This is a genomic window from Fusicatenibacter saccharivorans (genome assembly GCF_015557635.1).
Taxonomy (GTDB): domain Bacteria; phylum Bacillota; class Clostridia; order Lachnospirales; family Lachnospiraceae; genus Fusicatenibacter; species Fusicatenibacter saccharivorans.
This window is the reverse complement of sequence record NZ_JADNOP010000012.1, coordinates 103,628-122,722: the sequence shown is the minus strand read 5'-3', so window position 1 is coordinate 122,722 and position 19,095 is coordinate 103,628. Positions and strand designations below refer to the sequence as shown.

General features: G+C 48.2%; 14 protein-coding genes. 13 read left to right on the top strand and 1 reads right to left on the bottom strand.

Features of this window, described 5'->3' with window-relative positions; all coding sequences use genetic code 11:
- The first annotated feature begins 360 nt into the window (after positions 1 to 360).
- The 6 genes from I2G42_RS11430 (at position 361) to I2G42_RS11405 (ending at position 10,046) form a co-directional block, all read left to right on the top strand.
- Complete coding sequence (locus tag I2G42_RS11430) at positions 361 to 2,574, top strand: ABC transporter substrate-binding protein (RefSeq protein WP_195531077.1); 2,214 nt, start codon at positions 361 to 363, stop codon at positions 2,572 to 2,574.
- Between the two features lie 119 nt (positions 2,575 to 2,693).
- Positions 2,694 to 4,265: an ABC transporter permease gene (locus I2G42_RS11425; protein WP_195531076.1), complete on the top strand. Its 1,572-nt coding sequence runs from the start codon at positions 2,694 to 2,696 to the stop codon at positions 4,263 to 4,265.
- 6 nt (positions 4,266 to 4,271) lie between these two features.
- Positions 4,272 to 5,240: an ABC transporter permease gene (locus I2G42_RS11420; RefSeq protein WP_055228618.1), complete on the top strand. Its 969-nt coding sequence runs from the start codon at positions 4,272 to 4,274 to the stop codon at positions 5,238 to 5,240.
- 13 nt (positions 5,241 to 5,253) lie between these two features.
- Entirely contained in the window at positions 5,254 to 7,002 is a 1,749-nt protein-coding gene (gene oppD, locus I2G42_RS16720) for an oligopeptide ABC transporter ATP-binding protein OppD (protein ID WP_195531075.1), read from the top strand.
- Between the two features lie 184 nt (positions 7,003 to 7,186).
- Positions 7,187 to 8,491, top strand: coding sequence for an ATP-binding cassette domain-containing protein (locus tag I2G42_RS11410; RefSeq protein ID WP_330611327.1), 1,305 nt, complete (start codon positions 7,187 to 7,189; stop codon positions 8,489 to 8,491).
- Positions 8,492 to 8,810: 319 nt separating this feature from the next.
- Complete coding sequence (locus tag I2G42_RS11405) at positions 8,811 to 10,046, top strand: hypothetical protein (RefSeq protein WP_195531074.1); 1,236 nt, start codon at positions 8,811 to 8,813, stop codon at positions 10,044 to 10,046.
- Here the strand turns inward: I2G42_RS11405 and I2G42_RS17020 are convergent.
- Entirely contained in the window at positions 9,960 to 10,238 is a 279-nt protein-coding gene (locus tag I2G42_RS17020) for a DUF6783 domain-containing protein (protein ID WP_373142180.1), read from the bottom strand. The two genes, I2G42_RS11405 and I2G42_RS17020, sit on opposite strands and share 87 nt — an antisense overlap.
- A gap of 101 nt (positions 10,239 to 10,339) precedes the next feature.
- Here I2G42_RS17020 and glgB point away from each other — a divergent pair, with 101 nt between their 5' ends.
- The 7 genes from glgB to infB all read left to right on the top strand — a co-directional run bounded on the left by glgB (position 10,340) and on the right by infB (position 19,090).
- Positions 10,340 to 13,054 carry a 1,4-alpha-glucan branching protein GlgB gene (gene glgB / locus I2G42_RS11400; RefSeq protein WP_117801765.1) on the top strand — a complete coding sequence of 905 codons (2,715 nt, stop codon included), beginning with the start codon at positions 10,340 to 10,342 and terminating at the stop codon, positions 13,052 to 13,054.
- Positions 13,055 to 13,057: 3 nt separating this feature from the next.
- Complete coding sequence (locus tag I2G42_RS11395; protein WP_022462926.1) at positions 13,058 to 13,930, top strand: mechanosensitive ion channel family protein; 873 nt, start codon at positions 13,058 to 13,060, stop codon at positions 13,928 to 13,930.
- A 167-nt stretch (positions 13,931 to 14,097) separates the two neighbouring features.
- Positions 14,098 to 14,565 (top strand): ribosome maturation factor RimP, encoded by a 468-nt coding sequence (locus I2G42_RS11390; protein ID WP_022462927.1) that lies wholly within the window; start codon positions 14,098 to 14,100, stop codon positions 14,563 to 14,565.
- A gap of 31 nt (positions 14,566 to 14,596) precedes the next feature.
- Positions 14,597 to 15,781, top strand: coding sequence for a transcription termination factor NusA (nusA, locus tag I2G42_RS11385; protein ID WP_117801676.1), 1,185 nt, complete (start codon positions 14,597 to 14,599; stop codon positions 15,779 to 15,781).
- A gap of 30 nt (positions 15,782 to 15,811) precedes the next feature.
- Positions 15,812 to 16,090 (top strand): RNase P modulator RnpM, encoded by a 279-nt coding sequence (gene rnpM / locus I2G42_RS11380; RefSeq protein WP_022462929.1) that lies wholly within the window; start codon positions 15,812 to 15,814, stop codon positions 16,088 to 16,090.
- On the top strand, positions 16,074 to 16,385 hold the full coding sequence (locus tag I2G42_RS11375; protein WP_055221524.1) for a L7Ae/L30e/S12e/Gadd45 family ribosomal protein: 312 nt from the start codon (positions 16,074 to 16,076) through the stop codon (positions 16,383 to 16,385). The genes rnpM and I2G42_RS11375 overlap by 17 nt, the downstream gene beginning before the upstream one ends.
- A gap of 95 nt (positions 16,386 to 16,480) precedes the next feature.
- Positions 16,481 to 19,090, top strand: coding sequence for a translation initiation factor IF-2 (gene infB / locus I2G42_RS11370; protein WP_334291847.1), 2,610 nt, complete (start codon positions 16,481 to 16,483; stop codon positions 19,088 to 19,090).
- The last annotated feature ends 5 nt before the right edge of the window (positions 19,091 to 19,095 follow it).

The window sequence follows — 19,095 nt, the reverse complement described above, 5'->3', positions numbered from 1 at the left end:
TTATAAAACCGAAGAATACAGGAAAATAGAAAAACGGCATCAGAACAATACCCAAAAAGAGAAAAATAGAGGATTTTGATTACTTTAAATGCAGTTTATACACTTTTCCCCTGCATCGGATATTGACAAATGGAGCGAGTTCTGGTTATAATGAACCCAGTTGTTTTTGGACAAACGGACAAATGTACGGGCATGAGGGATGAAGAAAACAAATCTTGTTGGACGCATCTCCTTTTTGTACTATTCGTTTTAATGTGGTAAAGTGCCAAAATGAAAAACGGTGGAATGGCGAAGCCGTTCCGGTAAATGTCCGGATGATGCAAAACAACGCGAATCCATGAAAGGAGTTAGGAAGAAATTATGAAAAGAAAAATTGTAAGCGCATTACTTGTTATGAGTATGACTGCAAGCCTGGTTGCCTGTGGAAATTCCGGCAGCGGAAGTTCTGATCCGGCAGATGAGAGTGTAAGCGTAAGCAGCAGCGCGTCTTCCGAAAGCGATGCAAGCGCATCTGCAAGCAGTGAGAGCGAAGCCGAGGCAGAGGAGTCCGAAATGCCGGAAGGATACGACGAGACCAGCACAGAGCTCTATAACGAGGCACTGGGCGATTTCAACGATGCACTTGCTACTGCAAAGGAAGCAGAAACGGTGGATGAGAGATATGCCCTGATGGCAGTTGCCGAGGGAAAACTGATGGAGTCCGCCATGATGTACCCGCTCACCTCAAGAGGTGGTACGTACGCGATGTACAGAATGGCTCCGCGCACCAAGGACTATACCCTTTGGGGAAGCGATAACGACCGTTATCATCAGTATGTTGTAACAACTGACTTTATCAAAGCAGAAGATTACAACGAGATGAGAGCAAAATGGGATGAGCTCAAAGGAACAGGAACCTATGAGAGCTGGGTAAAAGAATATCTGGCAGGAAAAGGTTACACCTTAAAAGACAGCTTCTCCATGCCGTATGCGAGTGATCCGGTAACATGGGACGGACTTGCAACTTCCCGTGCGGCAGATACCGATGCGATCATCAATACCTATGACGGACTGATGGAGTACGATGTAGAGGGAACTCTGCAGCCGGCACTGGCAGAATCCTATGAAGTATCCGATGACGGACTGACCTATACCTTCCACCTTCGTAAAGATGTAAAATGGACCGATTCCCAGGGACGTGAAGTGGATACTGTAAAAGCAGATGACTTCGTGGCTGGAATGCAGCACATGTGTGATGCACAGGGCGGTCTGGAATACCTGGTACAGGGCGTGATCAAAAACGTATCCCAGTACATCAGCGGTGAAGTTACCGATTTCGACGAGGTTGGTGTAAAAGCTGTTGATGACTATACCGTAGAGTACACACTGGAAGAGCCATGTAGCTACTTCATGACCATGCTTGGCTACACCATCTTCATGCCGATGAGCAGAAGCTACTATCAGTCCCAGGGCGGTAAATTTGGTGCTGAGTACGATTCCTCCGCAGCAGATTATCAGTACGGAAAAGATTCCAACTCGATCGCATACTGCGGACCGTACCTGGTAACCAACGCTACAGCGAAAAATACCATCGTCTTTAAACTGAGCGATTCTTACTGGAACAAAGACAACGTAAACATTAAAACCCTGACCTGGCTGTTCAATGACCAGTCTGATGTTACCAAAATGTACACAGATGCAAAAGCAGGTACCGTTGACTATGTAAACCTGAACACCTCCACTATGGAGACAGCAAAATCCGAAGGTCTGTACGACCAGTACGCAGTAGTTTCAGATACCGATGCTACTTCCTTCATGGCATTCTACAATATCAACCGTACTGCGACTGCAAATGCCAACGACGGAACAACAGCAAAGAGTACAAAGTCTGACGAAGAAATCCAGAGAACGAACAAAGCACTGCAGAACGTTCACTTCAGAAGAGCGATCAGCTTTGCAGCAGATCGTGGCGCTTACAATGCACAGCAGGTTGGCGAGGATCTGAAGTATACTTCCCTTAGAAATACCTTTACCCCGGGATATTTCGTAAGCCTGTCAAAAGACACTACCATTCAGATCAACGGAACCGACACAACCTTCCCGGCAGGCACCTACTATGGTGAAATCGTACAGAAACAGATCGACGCCGACGGCGTGAAGATCAAAGTATGGGATGCCGAAAACAAGACCAGCGATGGCTTTGATGGATGGTACAATCCGGAAAACGCAGTAGAAGAACTGAATACCGCAATCGAGGAGCTCGCAGAAGAGGGCATCACCATCGATGAGAGCAACCCGATCCAGATGGAATATCCATATCCGTCTGCAGTAGAAGTTTACACCAACAAAGCAAACTCCTACAAGAAATCAGTAGAGGCTGCCCTTGGCGGAAAAGTTGTGATCAATCTGGTTGATGCCGTAGACCTGGATGGATGGTACTATGCAGGATACTATGCAAACTATGGTTATGAAGCAAACTACGACGTATACGATGTCTCCGGATGGAGTCCGGACTTTGGTGATCCGTGCTCTTACCTGGATACCATGCTTCCGGACTACGAAGGATACATGACCAAATGTTTCGGTATCTTCTAATTTTGGAAAAGATAAAATTGGAAAGATCAGAACAGTTGAAAGCCAATGAATAAACCGGCAGGGGGATGGGAACAAAAAAAGCCATTCCCCTGTCATATTGTGTTAAGGAATGAGAGAATATGACAAAATATCTTTTTAAGCGTTTGTTGCATGGCCTTGTTTCCGTAGTAATCGTTGTTGGATGCGTTATGACTATGATTTATTCTCTGATGGACCGAAATCTGATTTTCGCACAGGACGCCACCTATTCCCATCAGAGCAATAACCAGAAAAAGGTGTACAAATATCAGAAGTGGGAGACATACGGATATCTTGATTATGTAACCTATGCAGATTATTTGAACGCTCTCAAAGCAAAAGGCGAAATTGACGAGGATACGAGATCCAAAGCAGTAGCATTCGGAAGAACGAAAGACCAGGATTCAGAACTGGTATCTGAATATGTAAAGAAATTTACAGCTTATTATAAAGCAAAAGGTTACACCGTAAGAAGATACGATGCGATCATGATGGGTAAGAAAAAATATGCTAACGGCGGACAGCAGCAGCTGTTTGCGTACAAGGATATTCCGCTTGCAACGCGTCTCGGAAAATATTTTTCCGGTTTGATTGACATCGACAGCATTCACGATGCTGCAAAGGTAGAAGGTAAGAGGGGGATTACATTTACCTTACACGATCCGGTATATGGGGGAAAGAAATTTTCACCGGCCATCATGGGAAATGGCACAACACACAAGTACCTGATGTACTTTGACTCAAAATTCCCATATTTCCATCAGAATATAATCACCATAAATTTAGGAAAGTCCTATTCCGTAAATGAGGGTGTGGATGTAGCACTGACCATGACCCGCGCGCAGGGATCCTACGTAAAATCGGAGATTACCTATCCAAGCGGTCTGGTGGAATACAGTGCAGACGATCTGCACAGCGCAACGTATATGAGCGAATCTCAGGATGCAAGCGCTGTTCATTCCGATCGGTTCACAGATGACTATACCAACGTGGATACAATTAAGAGTGGTAAATCAAAAATCGGCTATTCCTTTGTGATCGGTATCATTGCCGTAATTCTTTCCTATCTCATCGCGGTGCCGCTTGGCATTTTGATGGCGAGAAAGAAAGACAAACTGGTTGACCAGCTTGGAACCATCTATATTGTATTCATTATAGCAGTACCTTCACTGGCCTATATTTTCCTGTTTAAGGCAATCGGAGGAAAAATGGGTCTGCCAACCACCTTTGACATGGATTCGAAGAGCAAGCTGATGTATATTCTGCCGATCGTTTCCCTGGCACTGCCGCAGGTGGCAAACCTGATGAAATGGCTGCGTCGATACATGATCGACCAGATGAACTCCGATTACGTAAAATTCGCAAGATCCGGTGGTCTGACAGAGGGAGAAATCTTTACGAAACACATTTTGAAGAATGCAGCGATTCCGATCGTGCAGGGTGTTCCGGCGAGCGTACTGTTCGCACTGACCGGAGCCATCATCACCGAGCGTGTGTACGTAGTACCTGGTGCCGGTAATCTGCTGACGGAAGCAATCAGCAAATATGATAATGGTGTTATCGTAGGTGTTACACTGTTCTACGCAGTGCTCTCCGTTATTTCCATCATCCTGGGCGATGTTTTAATGTCCATGGTAGATCCGCGAATCTCATTCTCAACGAAAGACAGGTAGGGACTTATGAATTATGATTTAGATAAATTCGGTCTGTCTGAGGAAGAACTGTTTTCTCCTGTAGATAACAGCAGTTTGGAGTCTGAGAAAATTACGGCTCCGAGATATTCCTACTGGCATTCCGTGTTCCGCGTATTTTTTAAGAAAAAAATCAACATTGCCGTACTTTGCCTCCTGGGTGTGATTCTGCTGATGACGTATGTGTATCCGCTCTTTGTGGAGTACGACCGTTTCGCCAATCTGATGAACGGCGCGACAAAACATCTGTCTCCAGGCAAAGCCTTGCAGCAGCTTGGATTCAATATTCACTGGATTTTAGGATCCGGTGCTTCCGGACAGTCAACCTTTGATGCTGTCTGGTTTGGTTCCAGAATTTCAGTTTCCCTGGCATTTATCTGTGCGCTCATCAACCTTTCGATTGGTGTGATTGTCGGATCTGTCTGGGGATTTTCGAAGAAGGTTGATGTCTTCATGATGGAGGTTTACAACATCATCGGAAATATTCCGTATGTACTTCTGATCTCCGTCCTGGTGCTTATCTTTTCTCCGAGCTTCTGGACTATGGTATTTGCACTGACCGTTACCGGATGGCTCGCTATAGCGTATTTTATCCGTACACAGGTCGTTATCATCCGTGACAGAGAGTATAATCTGGCATCAAAATGTCTCGGAACCTCTATTTTCCGAATTGCGATGAAGAATATTCTCCCGTTTATGACATCTGTCATTGTTACTCTGGCGGCAACTGAGATTCCGTCCTACATCTCTTACGAGGTGTTCCTGGCTTACATTGGTATGGGACTTTCTGACATGTCTCTGGGAAGACTGATCTATGAGGCTGAGGGTGCCATGCTGACACCGGGATGGGGATTCGAGTTCTGGAGTCCGGTTGTTGTCGCTTCAATCATCACCGTAGTATTATATGTAGTTGGACAGAACCTTGGAGATGCGTCCGACCCGAGAACACATATGTAGGAAGGAAAGCCGCATGGAAGATAAAAAAGTATTATTATCGATTAAGGACTTACAGGTAAAATTCCGTGTCCGCGGCCGTATCCTGACGGCAATCCGGGGCGTAACGCTGGATATTTACGAGAATGAGTCCATTGCTATCGTAGGAGAGTCCGGTGCCGGTAAATCCGTATTCACAAAAGCGTTTGCGGGCATGCTGGACAGCAACGGCTTCATTGACCAGGGAGATATCATTTTCAACGATGCCGAGCTGAGCGATACCGTTGTGCCGCTGAACTCTTATGCGAAAAAGACCATCGCATCCACCTGGGAAAAACTGAATGAGTATTCCAAACTGGAATATGGTTCAGAAGTATTCCTGAAAATGAAGGCGCTGGAGCAGGAAAAAGAAGAAAAAATGACGCTGAGCGAGGAAGAGCGTGAGAAAGCAGATGCTGAAATCAAGGAACTTGTAATAAAGAGAACCGAACTTTTCAACTATAAGCAGACACTCGATACTTCCAAAGAAAAAGCGAAAATCAAAGAGACATCTGCCGAGATTTCCAGACTGGATGGAGAGATCAAGGCTCTGCAGAAAGCAAAAGAGGAAAAAATCAAGGCACACAAACAGGCTGCCATGAACGATACGGCCTACAATCAGGCGTATGATGCAAAGATGGCAGAGTACAAAAAAGAGTATGCCGGCCTGACAGCAAAAGAAATTACGGACGAGACAAGAAAGAGAAATGAGATTCTTGCCAAAGAGATCTATCTTTCTGTTGGACGTTACAAACTGCGCAAAAAAGTCCGCATGATCAAAAAGCTGCACGAGGCATTCAAAGCTGCAATGGAGCGCGGTGTGGATCTGAACGATGAGCAGAAGCGAAACGGCATTTTTGACCAGGCTACCTTCCGCGTACGCTATCTGGATGAGACACCGGAGCAGCTCCACGGAACCTGCATCATCAACCTGGCAAAAATCCAGGACCCGAATGACTGGGGCCAGATCCGTGGTAAGAAAATTGCAACCGTATTCCAGGACCCGATGACTTCCCTGAACCCGATCATCACGATCGGAAAACAGATCACTTCTGTTATTATGAAACATCAGGATGTCAGCGAGGTGGAAGCGAGAGCACAGGCGCTTGAGCTGATGGAAAAGGTTGGTATTCCGAACGCAGAGCAGCGTTTCGATGATTATCCGTTCCAGTATTCCGGCGGTATGAGACAGCGTATCGTTATCGCGATTGCACTTTCCTGCCGTCCGAAGATCCTCATCTGCGATGAGCCGACAACTGCGCTGGACGTTACGATTCAGGCACAGATCCTGAAGCTGATCAAGGATCTTCAGAAAGAGTACAACTACACTATCGTGTTTATTACCCACGACCTTGGTGTCGTAGCGAATATCGCTGACCGTGTTGCCGTTCTGTACGCAGGACAGATCATCGAGTTTGCGAATGTAGAAGAGCTGTTCTACGACCCGCGCCATCCGTACACCTGGGCACTGCTTTCTTCCCTGCCGCAGCTTGCGGAGCGGAATACAAAGCTGTTCTCGATTACCGGTACCCCGCCGTCTTTGTACAACAAAATTATCGGAGACCCGTTCGCGCCGCGTAACCAGTACTGTCTGAAAATCGACACACTGGAAGAGCCGCCGATGTTCAAAGTAACGGATACCCATTACGCCAAAACCTGGCTGCTGGATCCGAGAGCACCAAAGACGGAGAAGCCGGAGGCAATTCAGAATATTCACGAAAAATTATTAAAAGCATACAACTTGTAAAACCAAGGGGATCAAGGTCGAAAAGCCGACGCAAGCAAAGCTTGCACGAGGGTTTTTGAGTTTGAGACCTGCAAAAACATGAGCAAGTAGCCATTTTTCGGAGAAAAATGAGCGGATTGCGAAAGTTTTTAAGATTGCGAAGCAATCTGGTGTTACAGGAATCAACTAATAGGAGAGTTTGAAAGTGTCTACAAAGCAGGAAAGCAAGACCACTGTTTCGCATCTGCCGGAGCATGGTCCGATTGACGAAAATGGAAGAGAAATCTTACTGCAGGTAAAAAATGTAGATATCACTTTCGGCAAGGGCGATGACGCAGTCAAAGCGGTAAAAAATGCTTCTTTTGACATCTACAAGGGAGAAACCTTCTCCCTCGTAGGCGAGTCCGGTTCCGGAAAGACCACGATCGGCCGTGCGGTCATTCGTGTCAACCCGTGTTCCGCAGGAGAGATCCTGTACAAGGGTGTTAAAATTTCCGGCAAGATTCCGCATTCCCTGGACCGGGAGGTTATCCGAAACATTCAGATGGTATTCCAGGATCCTGCCGCATCGTTAAATGAGCGTGCGACGGTCGATTACATCGTATCCGAGGGTCTTTACAACTTCCATCTGTACGAGAACGAGGCAGACCGTGTGAAAAAGGTAGAGAACATGATCAACGAAGTTGGTCTTCTGCCGGAGCACCTGACCCGTTACCCACATGAGTTCTCCGGCGGACAGCGCCAGCGTATCGGTCTGGCCCGTGCCATGGTTATGGAGCCGGAGCTGGTTGTAGCCGATGAGCCGATCTCCGCACTGGACGTATCGATCCGTGCCCAGGTCCTCAATCTGCTGAAGAAATTCCAGAGAGAAAAACAGGTTACTTATCTGTTTATCGCCCATGACCTTTCCATCGTACGGTTCATTTCCGACCGTATCGGTGTTATCTACAAAGGAAATATCGTAGAGGTTGCGGACGCAGAGGAATTGTTCAACTTCCCGCTGCATCCATACACCCATTCCCTGATCTCTGCGATCCCGATTCCGGATCCGCAGCTTGAGAAGAACAAAGTGCTGTACACCTACGATCCGTCCATTCACGATTATTCCGTGGACAAACCGGAGTTCGTGGATATCGGACACAATCACTTTGTATACGGAAACAAGAAAGAGATCGAAGAGTACAAGGCACTCCGTGAAAAGGGAGAGCCGCTGCAGCCGATCACCATCCGCAAGCCGGATGAGGAAGTAAAAGAGGAGGACCACGAGGTTCATTTCTCCAAGGCAGAAGATGAGTTCCTGAAAACTCCGCTTCACGATACCGGAAGCATCTGGTACAAAGTGCTGTCGTTCTTCCTTCCGATCATCGGTATTATTGCAGCTTGTGTTTACAAAAAGAAACAGTACTATCACAACTACAAAGCATGCAAGCAGGGCGCGCTGTACGGATTTGCCGTACTGGCTGTGATCCTCCTGATCTTTATCCTTGCATTGATTTTAGTTGCCCTATAGTGGACAGGAAAGAAAAAGTGGCCCGGAACCAGGAAAAAGGTTCCGGTGCCGCTTTTTTTGATTTACGCGAGCAACGAGCCAAAGTCCGTGCTTGCACGAGACCTTGGCGACTGCCGCGATAACTTGAGAAACTCGCAGAGCGTGTTTCTCATAGTTTACAGGAAACTTCGTTGAAATTTTCTGTAAATTAAAAAAGTTGTGGCTTCCGGAACGAAGTGCGAGATGAATTCCGTTCCGATTTTACTTGACGGGCGATGTGTTTTTTGGGACAATAAATCACAGCGGAAAAGGAAAATTAGAATGAAAGAGGAGCAAAAAAATGGGAAGAACAGTAAAAGATCCGAACAGACGGCTGCCAAAGCCGGTACAGAAGGTCTGGCTTTCCGAAAAAAATGTCGGACGGCGCATCCTGCTTGTAGTACTGCTTCTGGCGATTGGATCCGGTTTTCTGGTGTATGGTTTTATGAACTTTCTGCACGGAGATTCCGGCTGGCGTGAGATCAGTGTAAAGGCAGGCGCGGATTTGAACTGCGGTGAGGATTTTACCTTGAAATATAACGTTGGCGCAAGCGGGGTTTCCGCAGGCGGGGAGGCAAAGGCACTTTCGCTGCTTTACACAGATGCGGCGGTGAAAGGCTACCGGCTTTTCAATATAGATGAGAGCTTTGAGGATGTGACAAACCTGTATGATATCAACCAACATCCAAATGAAGTGCTGACGGTAGATCCGGTTTTATACGATGCACTGAAAAAAGTATCCGATGCCAATTGCCGGGAAATTTATCTGGGACCGCTGTATGCGTCCCTGGAAAATCTCTGCGCCAGCAATGATGATGCGGCTGCAGCGCAGTTTGATCCGAACCGGAACGATGCGGCAGCAGAAGAAACGGCAGCAGTTGCTGCCTTTACACAGAACCCGGATGATATTTCACTGGAGCTGCCAGGGGAAAACCAGGTCTGTCTGCATGTGTCAGACGCGTATCAGGCGTATGCCGCAGAGATGGGCTATACCGCATATCTCGACTTTTTCTGGATGAAAAATGCTTTTTTGATTGATTATCTGGCAGATACGATTCGCGGCGAGGGCTATCAGCTCGGCATTATTTCCAGTAAGGACGGTTTCGTGCGCTGTCTCGATGAAACGGGAGAAAAAGAGTACCGGTATCCACTGTATCATCTTTCCGGGAACGAAATCCAGTCATACGGAACAATGACGTATGAAGGACCGAAAAGCATCGTGTTTTTCCACGCTTACCAGGCGGGCAGCCCGGATGCGTACCGCTATTATCAGTATCAGGACAAAACGATGTGCACGCCGTATCTTAGCGCGGCAGACGGAAAAGACCACACAGCAGCATCCGAACTGCTTGTCTATTCCGGTGAATATGGCTGTGCTGATACGCTGCTTGCAGCATTTTTCGATTATCAGGCCGAATCGCTTTCCGGGGAGTCCCTGAAAACACTGGCTTCACAGAAAATTTACAGTGTCTGGTTTGAGAACAATGAGATTCAGACCACAGACGAAAAGTTTTCCGTGACAGCGGTGAATAAATAAAAAAACAGAATAAAAAACAAACCAGATTTGCATTGTACAATCGCGGTTAGGATGGTAGAATAAAAACAGAATTTGAAAAATCATTTCCACAATCTGCAAGCCCCACTTCGCGATCTGTTTTGACCTTATCCGGTTGCTGCAGACCGTTTGGGCTGAAAATGGGACTCGCAGCTCACGAAAAGCTTTTTTCAAACACGCTCTGGCATGAATGAGTGCTTTTTTATGCGATTTTGTATGGGGGAAGCAGCAGCGAGAGCACGTAAAATAAAAAAGGAGGGGTTATAATTTTGAAAATGGAAGAAAAATTATACGATTATATGGATTGGGCGGAAATAGAAGCCGTGGTCTATTCCGAGGAAAATCATCCAAGAGACATCTTGGGACCGCGCGTAACGGAGGATGGTATTTTGATTCAGGCGTTTTTCCCGGGCGCAACCCGTGCAGCCGTACATACGATCCGCGACGGAAAACAGACCGAGATGGTTTGCGAGGATGAGGCGGGATTTTTCGCTGTGCTGCTTCCAGGAAAGAAAATTCCGTCCTATACGCTGATCTACTGGGACGGCGACGGAAACCAGATGGAGCATTACGATCCGTACGCCTATCCGATGCAGTTCACCGAGCAGGAACAGAAACAGTTTGAAAACGGCATCTGTTATTCCATCTATGAGAAGCTGGGTGCACACCCGGTAAAGATCGATGGTATCAGCGGTGTTTACTTCGCTGTCTGGGCACCGAATGCGATCCGTGTCAGTGTTGTCGGAAATTTCAATAACTGGGACGGAAGAGCATATCAGATGAATCTTCTGGAGTCCGGAATCTACGAGCTCTTTATCCCCGGTGTTCGCGCGGGCGACATCTATAAATATGAAATTAAGGCAAAGGGCGGTCTGACGTATCTGAAATCGGATCCATACGCGAATGCAGCACAGCTGCGTCCGAACAATGCGAGTGTTGTGGTTGATCTTGGAAAATATGCCTGGCAGGATGAGAACTGGATGAAGAAGCGTGGTGTCACACAGGGCGACAAAGCGCCGATTTCTGTTTATGAAGTGCATCTTGGCTCCTGGAAAAAACCGGACGATGGCCGTGAATTTTATAACTACCGTGAGATCGCTCCGATGCTGGCTTCTTATGTGAAAGAGCTCGGCTACACCCATGTTGAGCTGATGCCGGTGATGGAGCATCCGCTCGATGAATCCTGGGGTTATCAGGTAACGGGCTATTACGCACCGACAGCACGATACGGAACGCCGGATGACTTCCGCTATTTTATGGATACGATGCACCAGAACGACATTGGTGTTATTCTCGACTGGGTACCGGCACACTTCCCGCGCGATACCTTCGGACTTTCTGCGTTTGACGGAACGTGTCTGTACGAGCATTTTGACCCGAGACAGGGATCCCATCCACACTGGGGCACGCTGATTTACAATTACGGCAGACCGGAAGTAAAGAACTTCCTGATCGCCAATGCGCTTTTCTGGGCAAAAGAGTACCATGCCGACGGAATCCGTATGGATGCGGTTGCATCGATGCTGTATCTTGATTATGGCAAGCAGGACGGGGAGTGGGTCGCAAATATCTACGGCGGAAATGAGAACCTTGAGGCAATCGAATTTTTAAAACATCTGAACTCCATCTTCAAAAAAGAGTTCCCGGATGCGCTTCTTATCGCAGAGGAATCGACCGCATGGCCGAAGGTGACGGGAGAACTCGACGATGAAGGACTTGGCTTCGACTACAAGTGGAACATGGGCTGGATGAATGATTTTACGGAATATATGAAAAACGATCCGGTATACCGCGGGGCACATCACGATCAGCTGACTTTTTCTATGGTATATGCATACTCGGAGAAATTCATGCTGAGTCTGTCGCACGATGAAGTGGTTCACCTGAAAGGGTCTATGTATACCAAAATGCCGGGTACACCGGAGCAGAAAATGGCAAATCTTCGTCTGGCGTACGCTTATCAGATGGTGCATCCCGGAAAGAAGCTTCTCTTTATGGGACAGGAATTCGGACAGGAAAAAGAGTGGAATGAGAAACAGTCCCTGTCCTGGGAGCTTCTTGAGGACAAGGAACATCTGCAGCTAAAAAACTATATGGCGGCACTTCATGCATTCTACAAAGCAAATCCGGCATTGTATCAGCTTGACGAAAAGCCGGAGGGCTTTGAGTGGATCAATGGCATGGAGTGGGAAAAGAATCTTCTGATCTTCCTTCGCAGAACAAGGAAGAAAGAAGACACGCTGCTTGTCGTATGCAACTTCTCGAATGTCGAGTACGATGATTTCCGCATTGGTGTGCCGTATCCAGGAAAGTACAAAGAGATGTTCAACAGCGATGCGGAAAGCTATGGCGGAACAGGCGTCGGAAATCCACGCGTGAAAATGTCGAAAAAGACAGAATGCGACGAACGGAAAAACTCGATTACCGTGAAACTCGCACCGCTTTCTGTTCAGGTATTTTCTTATACGAAGCCGGAGACGGGCGCTGCAAGCAATAAGAGCGCAAAGGCAAAAACTGCAGCGAAGGCGGCAGCAGAGAAGAAAACCGGAAAGAAGGGAAAACCGGCTGGAAAAACGGAAGAAGCAGTAAAAGCAGTAAAAGCAAAGAAAACAACAAAGACTGCCCAAAAAGCAGAGAAAAAGGTATCGGAAAAAACGGTGAAAACCGCAGAGAAAAAGCAGGGAACTACGACTGCGACAGAGAAGGTGGAGAAAGTCGTAAAGCAGGCGATCGACAGCAAACCGGTGAAAACGGTAGAGCAGACGGTGGACAAGCTGGTGAAAGCCGGAAAATCCGCAGCGGCAGAGGCAGCAAAAGCCGTGGAAAAATACCGCGCAGCCGCCGATCCGGAAAAGAAGCCGGCGACAAAGCCGGAAACCAAGTCGGAAGCAAAATCAGAGGCAAAACCAGAGACAAAAACGAAAAAAAGCACAGGCATGAGTGAACTCGGCGAGGAGCTGCAGAGAAAATTCGAGACAGAGGAGAGATAACACATGGTGAATCTGACAGCGGCGGAACGCGTCTATGAATACTGGATCGACAAGGCCTCTTCGGCTGCCGATCTGGTGCTGAAGATCGTGTTTGCAGTAATTCTGTTTCTGGTTGCACGCAAACTGATCCTGTGGCTCTGTGGTCTGATCCGGAAAAACATGCGGCGTTTTCACACGGAGGAGGCGGTGGTCAGTTTCACCGTTTCCATGGTGAAATACAGTCTGAACACGCTGCTGGTGCTGACCATTATCGTTCAGCTCGGTATCGTATCCGAAGCGTCGATCGCAGCAGCTATCGCCTCCGCCGGCGTTGCCGTATCCCTGGCATTGCAGGGCGGTCTCTCGAACTTTGCAGGCGGGGTGATGATTCTGCTGCTGAAGCCATTTAAGGTCGGTGACTACATTATCTTCCCGGGCGAAGGCCAGGAGGGAACGGTCAAAAAGATTGAGATGTATTACACGACAATCAACAGCATCGACAACCGTACCATCATGATCCCGAACGCCAATCTGACGAACCACACCATCATCAACGTGACGGCGATGGACCGGAGAAAGCTGGAGATCAAAGTCGGCATTTCTTATGAGTCCGATATCAGAAAAGCGAAGGACATCCTGCGCCGCCTCGTTGAGGAGGAGCCGCATTTTCAGTCGGAGGAACAGCAGTTTTTCGTAGATGAGCTGGGCGAGAGCGCGATTACGGTCGGTCTGCGCGCCTGGGTCGCAACGGAAAATTACTGGCCGGTCAAATGGAAAATGAATGAGCGCATCAAAGAAGAGTTTGACGCGGCGGGAATTTCCATCCCGTATAACCAGCTCGATGTCCACATCTGCCCGGAACCGGCGAACAAAAAAGCCGGAAAAGGCGATAAATAAAGGATATTTTGAAAATTAACCCTTGCAATTGCACGGAAAAGGTGCTATAGTAAAGTTGTTAATAAGTGACTGTTAAGGAGTGGACGATTTCGTCCACTCTTTCTTGTGTACAGGGAAATGAAAGAATTTTTCGAAAGTTTCCCTGAATCAAAAAAGGTGGTGAGGATTTGAGCAGAAGAGAAGAATACGAACAGAAGGCAGAAGAACTGATCACTCCGATTGTAGAAGCCAATGGTTTTGAACTGGTGGATGTGGAGTATGTCAAAGAGGGCGGTACCTGGTACCTGCGTGCTTACATCGACAAAGAAGGCGGAATTACCGTAGATGACTGCGAAATCGTCAGCCGTGCATTTTCTGACCGGCTGGACGCAGAGGACTTTATCGATGACGCCTATATCATGGAGGTCAGCTCCCCGGGCCTTGGACGTCCGCTGAAAAAAGAGAAAGACTATAAGAGAAGCATGGGAAAAGAGCTGGAAATCCGGACATACCGTGCGATCGAGAGAAACCGGGAATTTTACGGAATACTCACCGCATATGATGATAACAGTGTGACCATTTTGGAGGAGGACGGAACAGAGCGCGTCTTCCAGAAAAGCGATATTGCATTGATCCGTTTAGCATTTGATTTCTAAACAGACGCAGATACAGGAGGAAAAGAGAAAAATGAATACAGAATTAATGGAGGCCCTTGAAGTTCTTGAGAAAGAGAAGAATATCAGCAAAGATACCCTGCTTGAGGCAATTGAGCAGTCGCTGATCCAGGCCTGTAAAAACCATTTTGGCAAAGCAGATAATGTAAAGGTAAGCATCAACGCCCAGACTGGTGATTTCAAAGTCGTAGCAGAGAAAACCGTTGTTGATCTGGTACAGGATCCGATCATGGAGATCGCCCTTTCCGATGCAAAACGTGCAGACTCCCGCTATGAACTCGGCGATATCGTTCCGGTAGAAATCAAATCCAAAGAGTTCGGCCGTATTGCAACCCAGAATGCCAAAAACGTCATTCTTCAGAAGATCCGTGAGGAAGAGCGTAAAGTTCTGTTTGATCAGTACTTCGAGAAAGAGCACGATGTGGTTACCGGTGTGGTACAGCGCTATGTAGGACGCAACGTCAGCATCAACCTCGGTAAAGTAGACGCTCTGCTGACCGAGAACGAGCAGGTCAAAGGCGAGAAATTTGAGCCGACCCAGCGTGTGAAAGTATACGTTCTGGAAGTAAAGAATACAACCAAGGGACCGAAAGTCATGGTATCCCGTACCCATCCGGAACTCGTAAAACGTCTCTTTGAGTCTGAGGTTTCCGAGGTTGCAGAAGGCATCGTAGAGATCAAGAGCATTGCCCGTGAGGCAGGAAGCCGTACGAAAATGGCAGTATGGTCCAACGATCCGAACGTCGATGCAGTCGGCGCATGCGTCGGTATGAACGGAAGCCGTGTCAACGCGGTTGTCAATGAGCTGAACGGAGAGAAGATCGACATCATTACATGGGATGAGAACCCGGCACTCCTGATCGAGAACGCACTGAGCCCGGCAAAAGTTATCTCCGTTATGGCAGATCCGGATGAGAAGACCGCAAAAGTAATCGTTCCGGATTACCAGCTTTCCCTTGCCATCGGTAAAGAGGGACAGAACGCAAGACTTGCCGCACGTCTGACCGGATTCAAGATCGACATTAAGAGCGAGACCCAGGCACGCGAGGCAGGAGACTTCGACTACGTAGACGAAGAGGAATACGAGGAAGAGGACAATTACGATGAGTCCGCAGCAGAGGAGGAAACCATCTCTGCAGAAGAAAACTTCGACGAGAATGATGTAGAAACAGCAGAGAAAGCCGGAGACGAAGAGTAATTAAAATAAAAACAAAGGCGGGATGAGCATTTGAGTACAGTTCGTAAAGTGCCGCTGCGTAAATGCATTGGCTGCAATGAAATGAAAAACAAAAAAGAAATGATCCGCGTGGTGAAAACCACCGAAGGAACGATTGTTCCGGACACAACCGGAAGAATGAACGGACGCGGTGCTTATGTCTGCTCTCTGGAATGTCTGGGGAAAGCAATGAAAAACAAAGGACTTTCCCGTTCTCTGAAGGCAGAAATTCCATCAGAGGTTTATGAGCAGTTAAAGGAGGCATTTGCGAAGATTGAACAGTCAAAGTAAAGGATTATCCATGCTGGGCCTTGCCATGAAGGCGGGTAAGGTATCGAGCGGCGAATTTGCGACCGAGCAGGCCGTAAAGAGCGGCAGCGCATACCTTGTCATTCTGGCGGAAACGGCGTCGGCCAATACACAGAAGAAATTTCGCAATATGTGTGCATACTATAAAGTGCCATGCATTCTTTTTGGGGACAAAGAGCAGCTTGGAAGAGCCATCGGAAGAGAATACCGTTCTTCCCTTGCCGTATGTGAAGCGCATTTTGCAGAAAAAATAGCAGCATTGTTGGCAGAAGCGTAAGGCGTAAGGCCGGAAAGGTCGGTGGATGGATGCAGGAAACACGAAAACCGCAGAAAGAGGAGAAAAGATCATTGGAAAAGAAAGATACAGAAAATATGGAAATGAAGAAACCGGAAGAGCAGGCAAAACCGAAGAAAAAGAAAATTATTTCCGTTGTGCGTCCGCAGAACGCAACAAGTAAAGAAGCAAAAGAGTTCACAAAGAACCAGGGACAGAAAAAAGACCGTCCGTCCCGCGGAAACGGCCGTCCGGAAGGAAACCGCAATGGAAACGGAAGAAGCGAGGACCGTCCGAACCGTGGAAACGGAAACGGCGGAAATGGAGATCGTCCGAACCGCAATGGAGACCGTCCGCAGGGAGAGCGCCGTTTCAACAATAACGGAGACCGTCCGAACCGCAATGGAGACCGTCCGCAGGGAGAGCGCCGCTTCAACAATAACGGAGACCGCCCGAACCGCAGCGGAGACCGTCCGCAGGGAGAACGCCGCTTCGGCGGAAACAATGGAGACCGCCCGAACCGCAGCGGAGACCGTCCGGGAGGAGACCGCAATAACGGCGGAAGAAGTGGAAACGGTGAGAGAAGCGGAAGACCATTCGGTGAGCGTTCCGCACGTCCAAACGGAGGCAGACCGGGAAATAATGGCGGAAGACCGTTCGCAGGAAAGGATGATGATTCCCAGAATCAGAACCGCCGTCCGGGAGGAGACCGCCGCAGAACCGAGCATAAGAGCTCTGCAGGCGATACAATGAGCCTTGGCATCAAGAAGCCAGGCCGTGATACCGGAAGAAAAGAAAAAGACAAAAACAAAGATTCTTTAAGAGAAAATAAATTCAGTGAAGACAGAGGAAGAGGCGGAAACCGTCCGAACCAGGGACATCATCAGCAGTCCAGACTCCCGAAAGCGCTCCAGAAACCGGTCAACAAACCGAAACAGGAAGCACCGAAGGACGAGGTAAAGGAGATTACCCTGCCGGAGAAAATGACCATCCGCGAGCTGGCTGAGAAGATGAAAATGCAGCCGGCAGTCATCGTAAAGAAACTGTTCATGGAAGGAACGATGGTTACCGTAAACCATGAGATCGATTTCGAAAAAGCACAGGAAATTGCGCTTGATTATAACATCATCGCTGAGCCGGAAGAGAAAGTCGATGTGATCGAAGAGCTCTTAAAAGAGGACGAAGAGGATGAAAAAGATATGGTTCCGCGTCCGCCGGTAGTCTGCGTTATGGGACACGTTGACCACGGTAAAACATCTCTTCTGGACTGCATCCGGAACACCCATGTCACCGACCGCGAGGCTGGCGGTATTACCCAGCACATCGGTGCATACACCGTTTCGATCAACAAACAGAAGATTACGTTCCTCGATACCCCAGGACATGAGGCATTCACCGCTATGCGTATGCGTGGAGCCAATGCAACGGATATCGCCATTCTCGTTGTCGCAGCAGACGACGGTGTGATGCCGCAGACCGTTGAGGCAATCAACCATGCAAAAGCAGCCGGCGTTGAGATCATCGTTGCGATCAATAAGATCGATAAACCAGGCGCAAACGTAGAGCGTGTAAAACAGGAGCTCTCCGAGTACGAACTGATTCCGGAGGACTGGGGCGGAAGCACCGTATTCGTTCCGGTATCTGCAAAGAACAACGAAGGTATCGACGATCTGCTGGAGATGATCCTTCTGACTTCCGAAGTGCTCGAGCTGAAAGCAAACCCGAACCGGAAAGCAAGAGGTCTTGTCATCGAGGCTGAGCTGGATAAAGGAAAAGGACCGGTTGCTACCATTCTGGTACAGAAAGGTACCCTGCATGTCGGCGATTACATCGCAGCAGGCGCATGCTCCGGTAAAGTCCGTGCGATGATGGATGATAAGGGACGCCGCGTCAAAGAGGCAGGCCCGTCTACTCCAGTTGAGATCCTCGGACTTTCCGATGTTCCGAACGCAGGAGAGATCCTCGTTCAGACCGATAACGATAAAGAAGCAAAGAACTTCGCAGCAACCTTCGTGGCAGAGAACAAGAAGAACCTGCTTGAGGAGACAAAAGCGAAGATGTCCCTGGATGATCTGTTCAACCAGATTCAGGAGGGTAACTTAAAAGAACTGGCACTCGTTGTCAAAGCCGATGTACAGGGATCTGTCGAGGCAGTAAAACAGAGTCTTGTCAAACTCTCCAACGAGGAAGTTGCCGTACGCGTCATCCACGGCGGTGTCGGTGCGATCAACGAGTCCGACGTTATGCTGGCAACCGCATCTTCCGCCATCATTATCGGATTTAACGTACGCCCGGATGCGAACGCAAAATCCATGGCAGAGCAGAACGGCGTAGACATCCGTCTGTACCGTGTCATCTACCAGGCAATTGAGGATGTTGAGGCAGCTATGAAGGGTATGCTTGAGCCGGTTTACGAAGAGAAAGTTATCGGCCATGCCGAGGTACGTCAGCTCTTCAAGGCATCCGGTGTCGGAACGATCGCCGGAAGCTATGTACTGGACGGAACGTTCCAGAGAGGCTGCAAAGTTCGAATCAGCCGCGAAGGAAACCAGATCTTCGAAGGAAATCTGGCATCCCTCAAACGTTTCAAAGACGATGTCAAAGAAGTGCGCTCCGGCTATGAGTGCGGTCTTGTATTTGAAGGATTCAACGATCTTCAGGAGTTCGATCAGGTCGAGGCCTATATCATGGTAGAAGTGCCGAGATAGAAATG

Coding starts and splice junctions, on each gene's coding strand:
- I2G42_RS11395 (WP_022462926.1), top strand. CDS start 13,058: ATGGTGAATCTGACAGCGGCGGAACGCGTCTATGAATACTGGATCGAC.
- I2G42_RS11420 (WP_055228618.1), top strand. CDS start 4,272: ATGAATTATGATTTAGATAAATTCGGTCTGTCTGAGGAAGAACTGTTT.
- I2G42_RS11405 (WP_195531074.1), top strand. CDS start 8,811: ATGGGAAGAACAGTAAAAGATCCGAACAGACGGCTGCCAAAGCCGGTA.
- glgB (WP_117801765.1), top strand. CDS start 10,340: ATGGAAGAAAAATTATACGATTATATGGATTGGGCGGAAATAGAAGCC.
- oppD (WP_195531075.1), top strand. CDS start 5,254: ATGGAAGATAAAAAAGTATTATTATCGATTAAGGACTTACAGGTAAAA.
- I2G42_RS11425 (WP_195531076.1), top strand. CDS start 2,694: ATGACAAAATATCTTTTTAAGCGTTTGTTGCATGGCCTTGTTTCCGTA.
- I2G42_RS11430 (WP_195531077.1), top strand. CDS start 361: ATGAAAAGAAAAATTGTAAGCGCATTACTTGTTATGAGTATGACTGCA.
- infB (WP_334291847.1), top strand. CDS start 16,481: ATGGAAATGAAGAAACCGGAAGAGCAGGCAAAACCGAAGAAAAAGAAA.
- nusA (WP_117801676.1), top strand. CDS start 14,597: ATGAATACAGAATTAATGGAGGCCCTTGAAGTTCTTGAGAAAGAGAAG.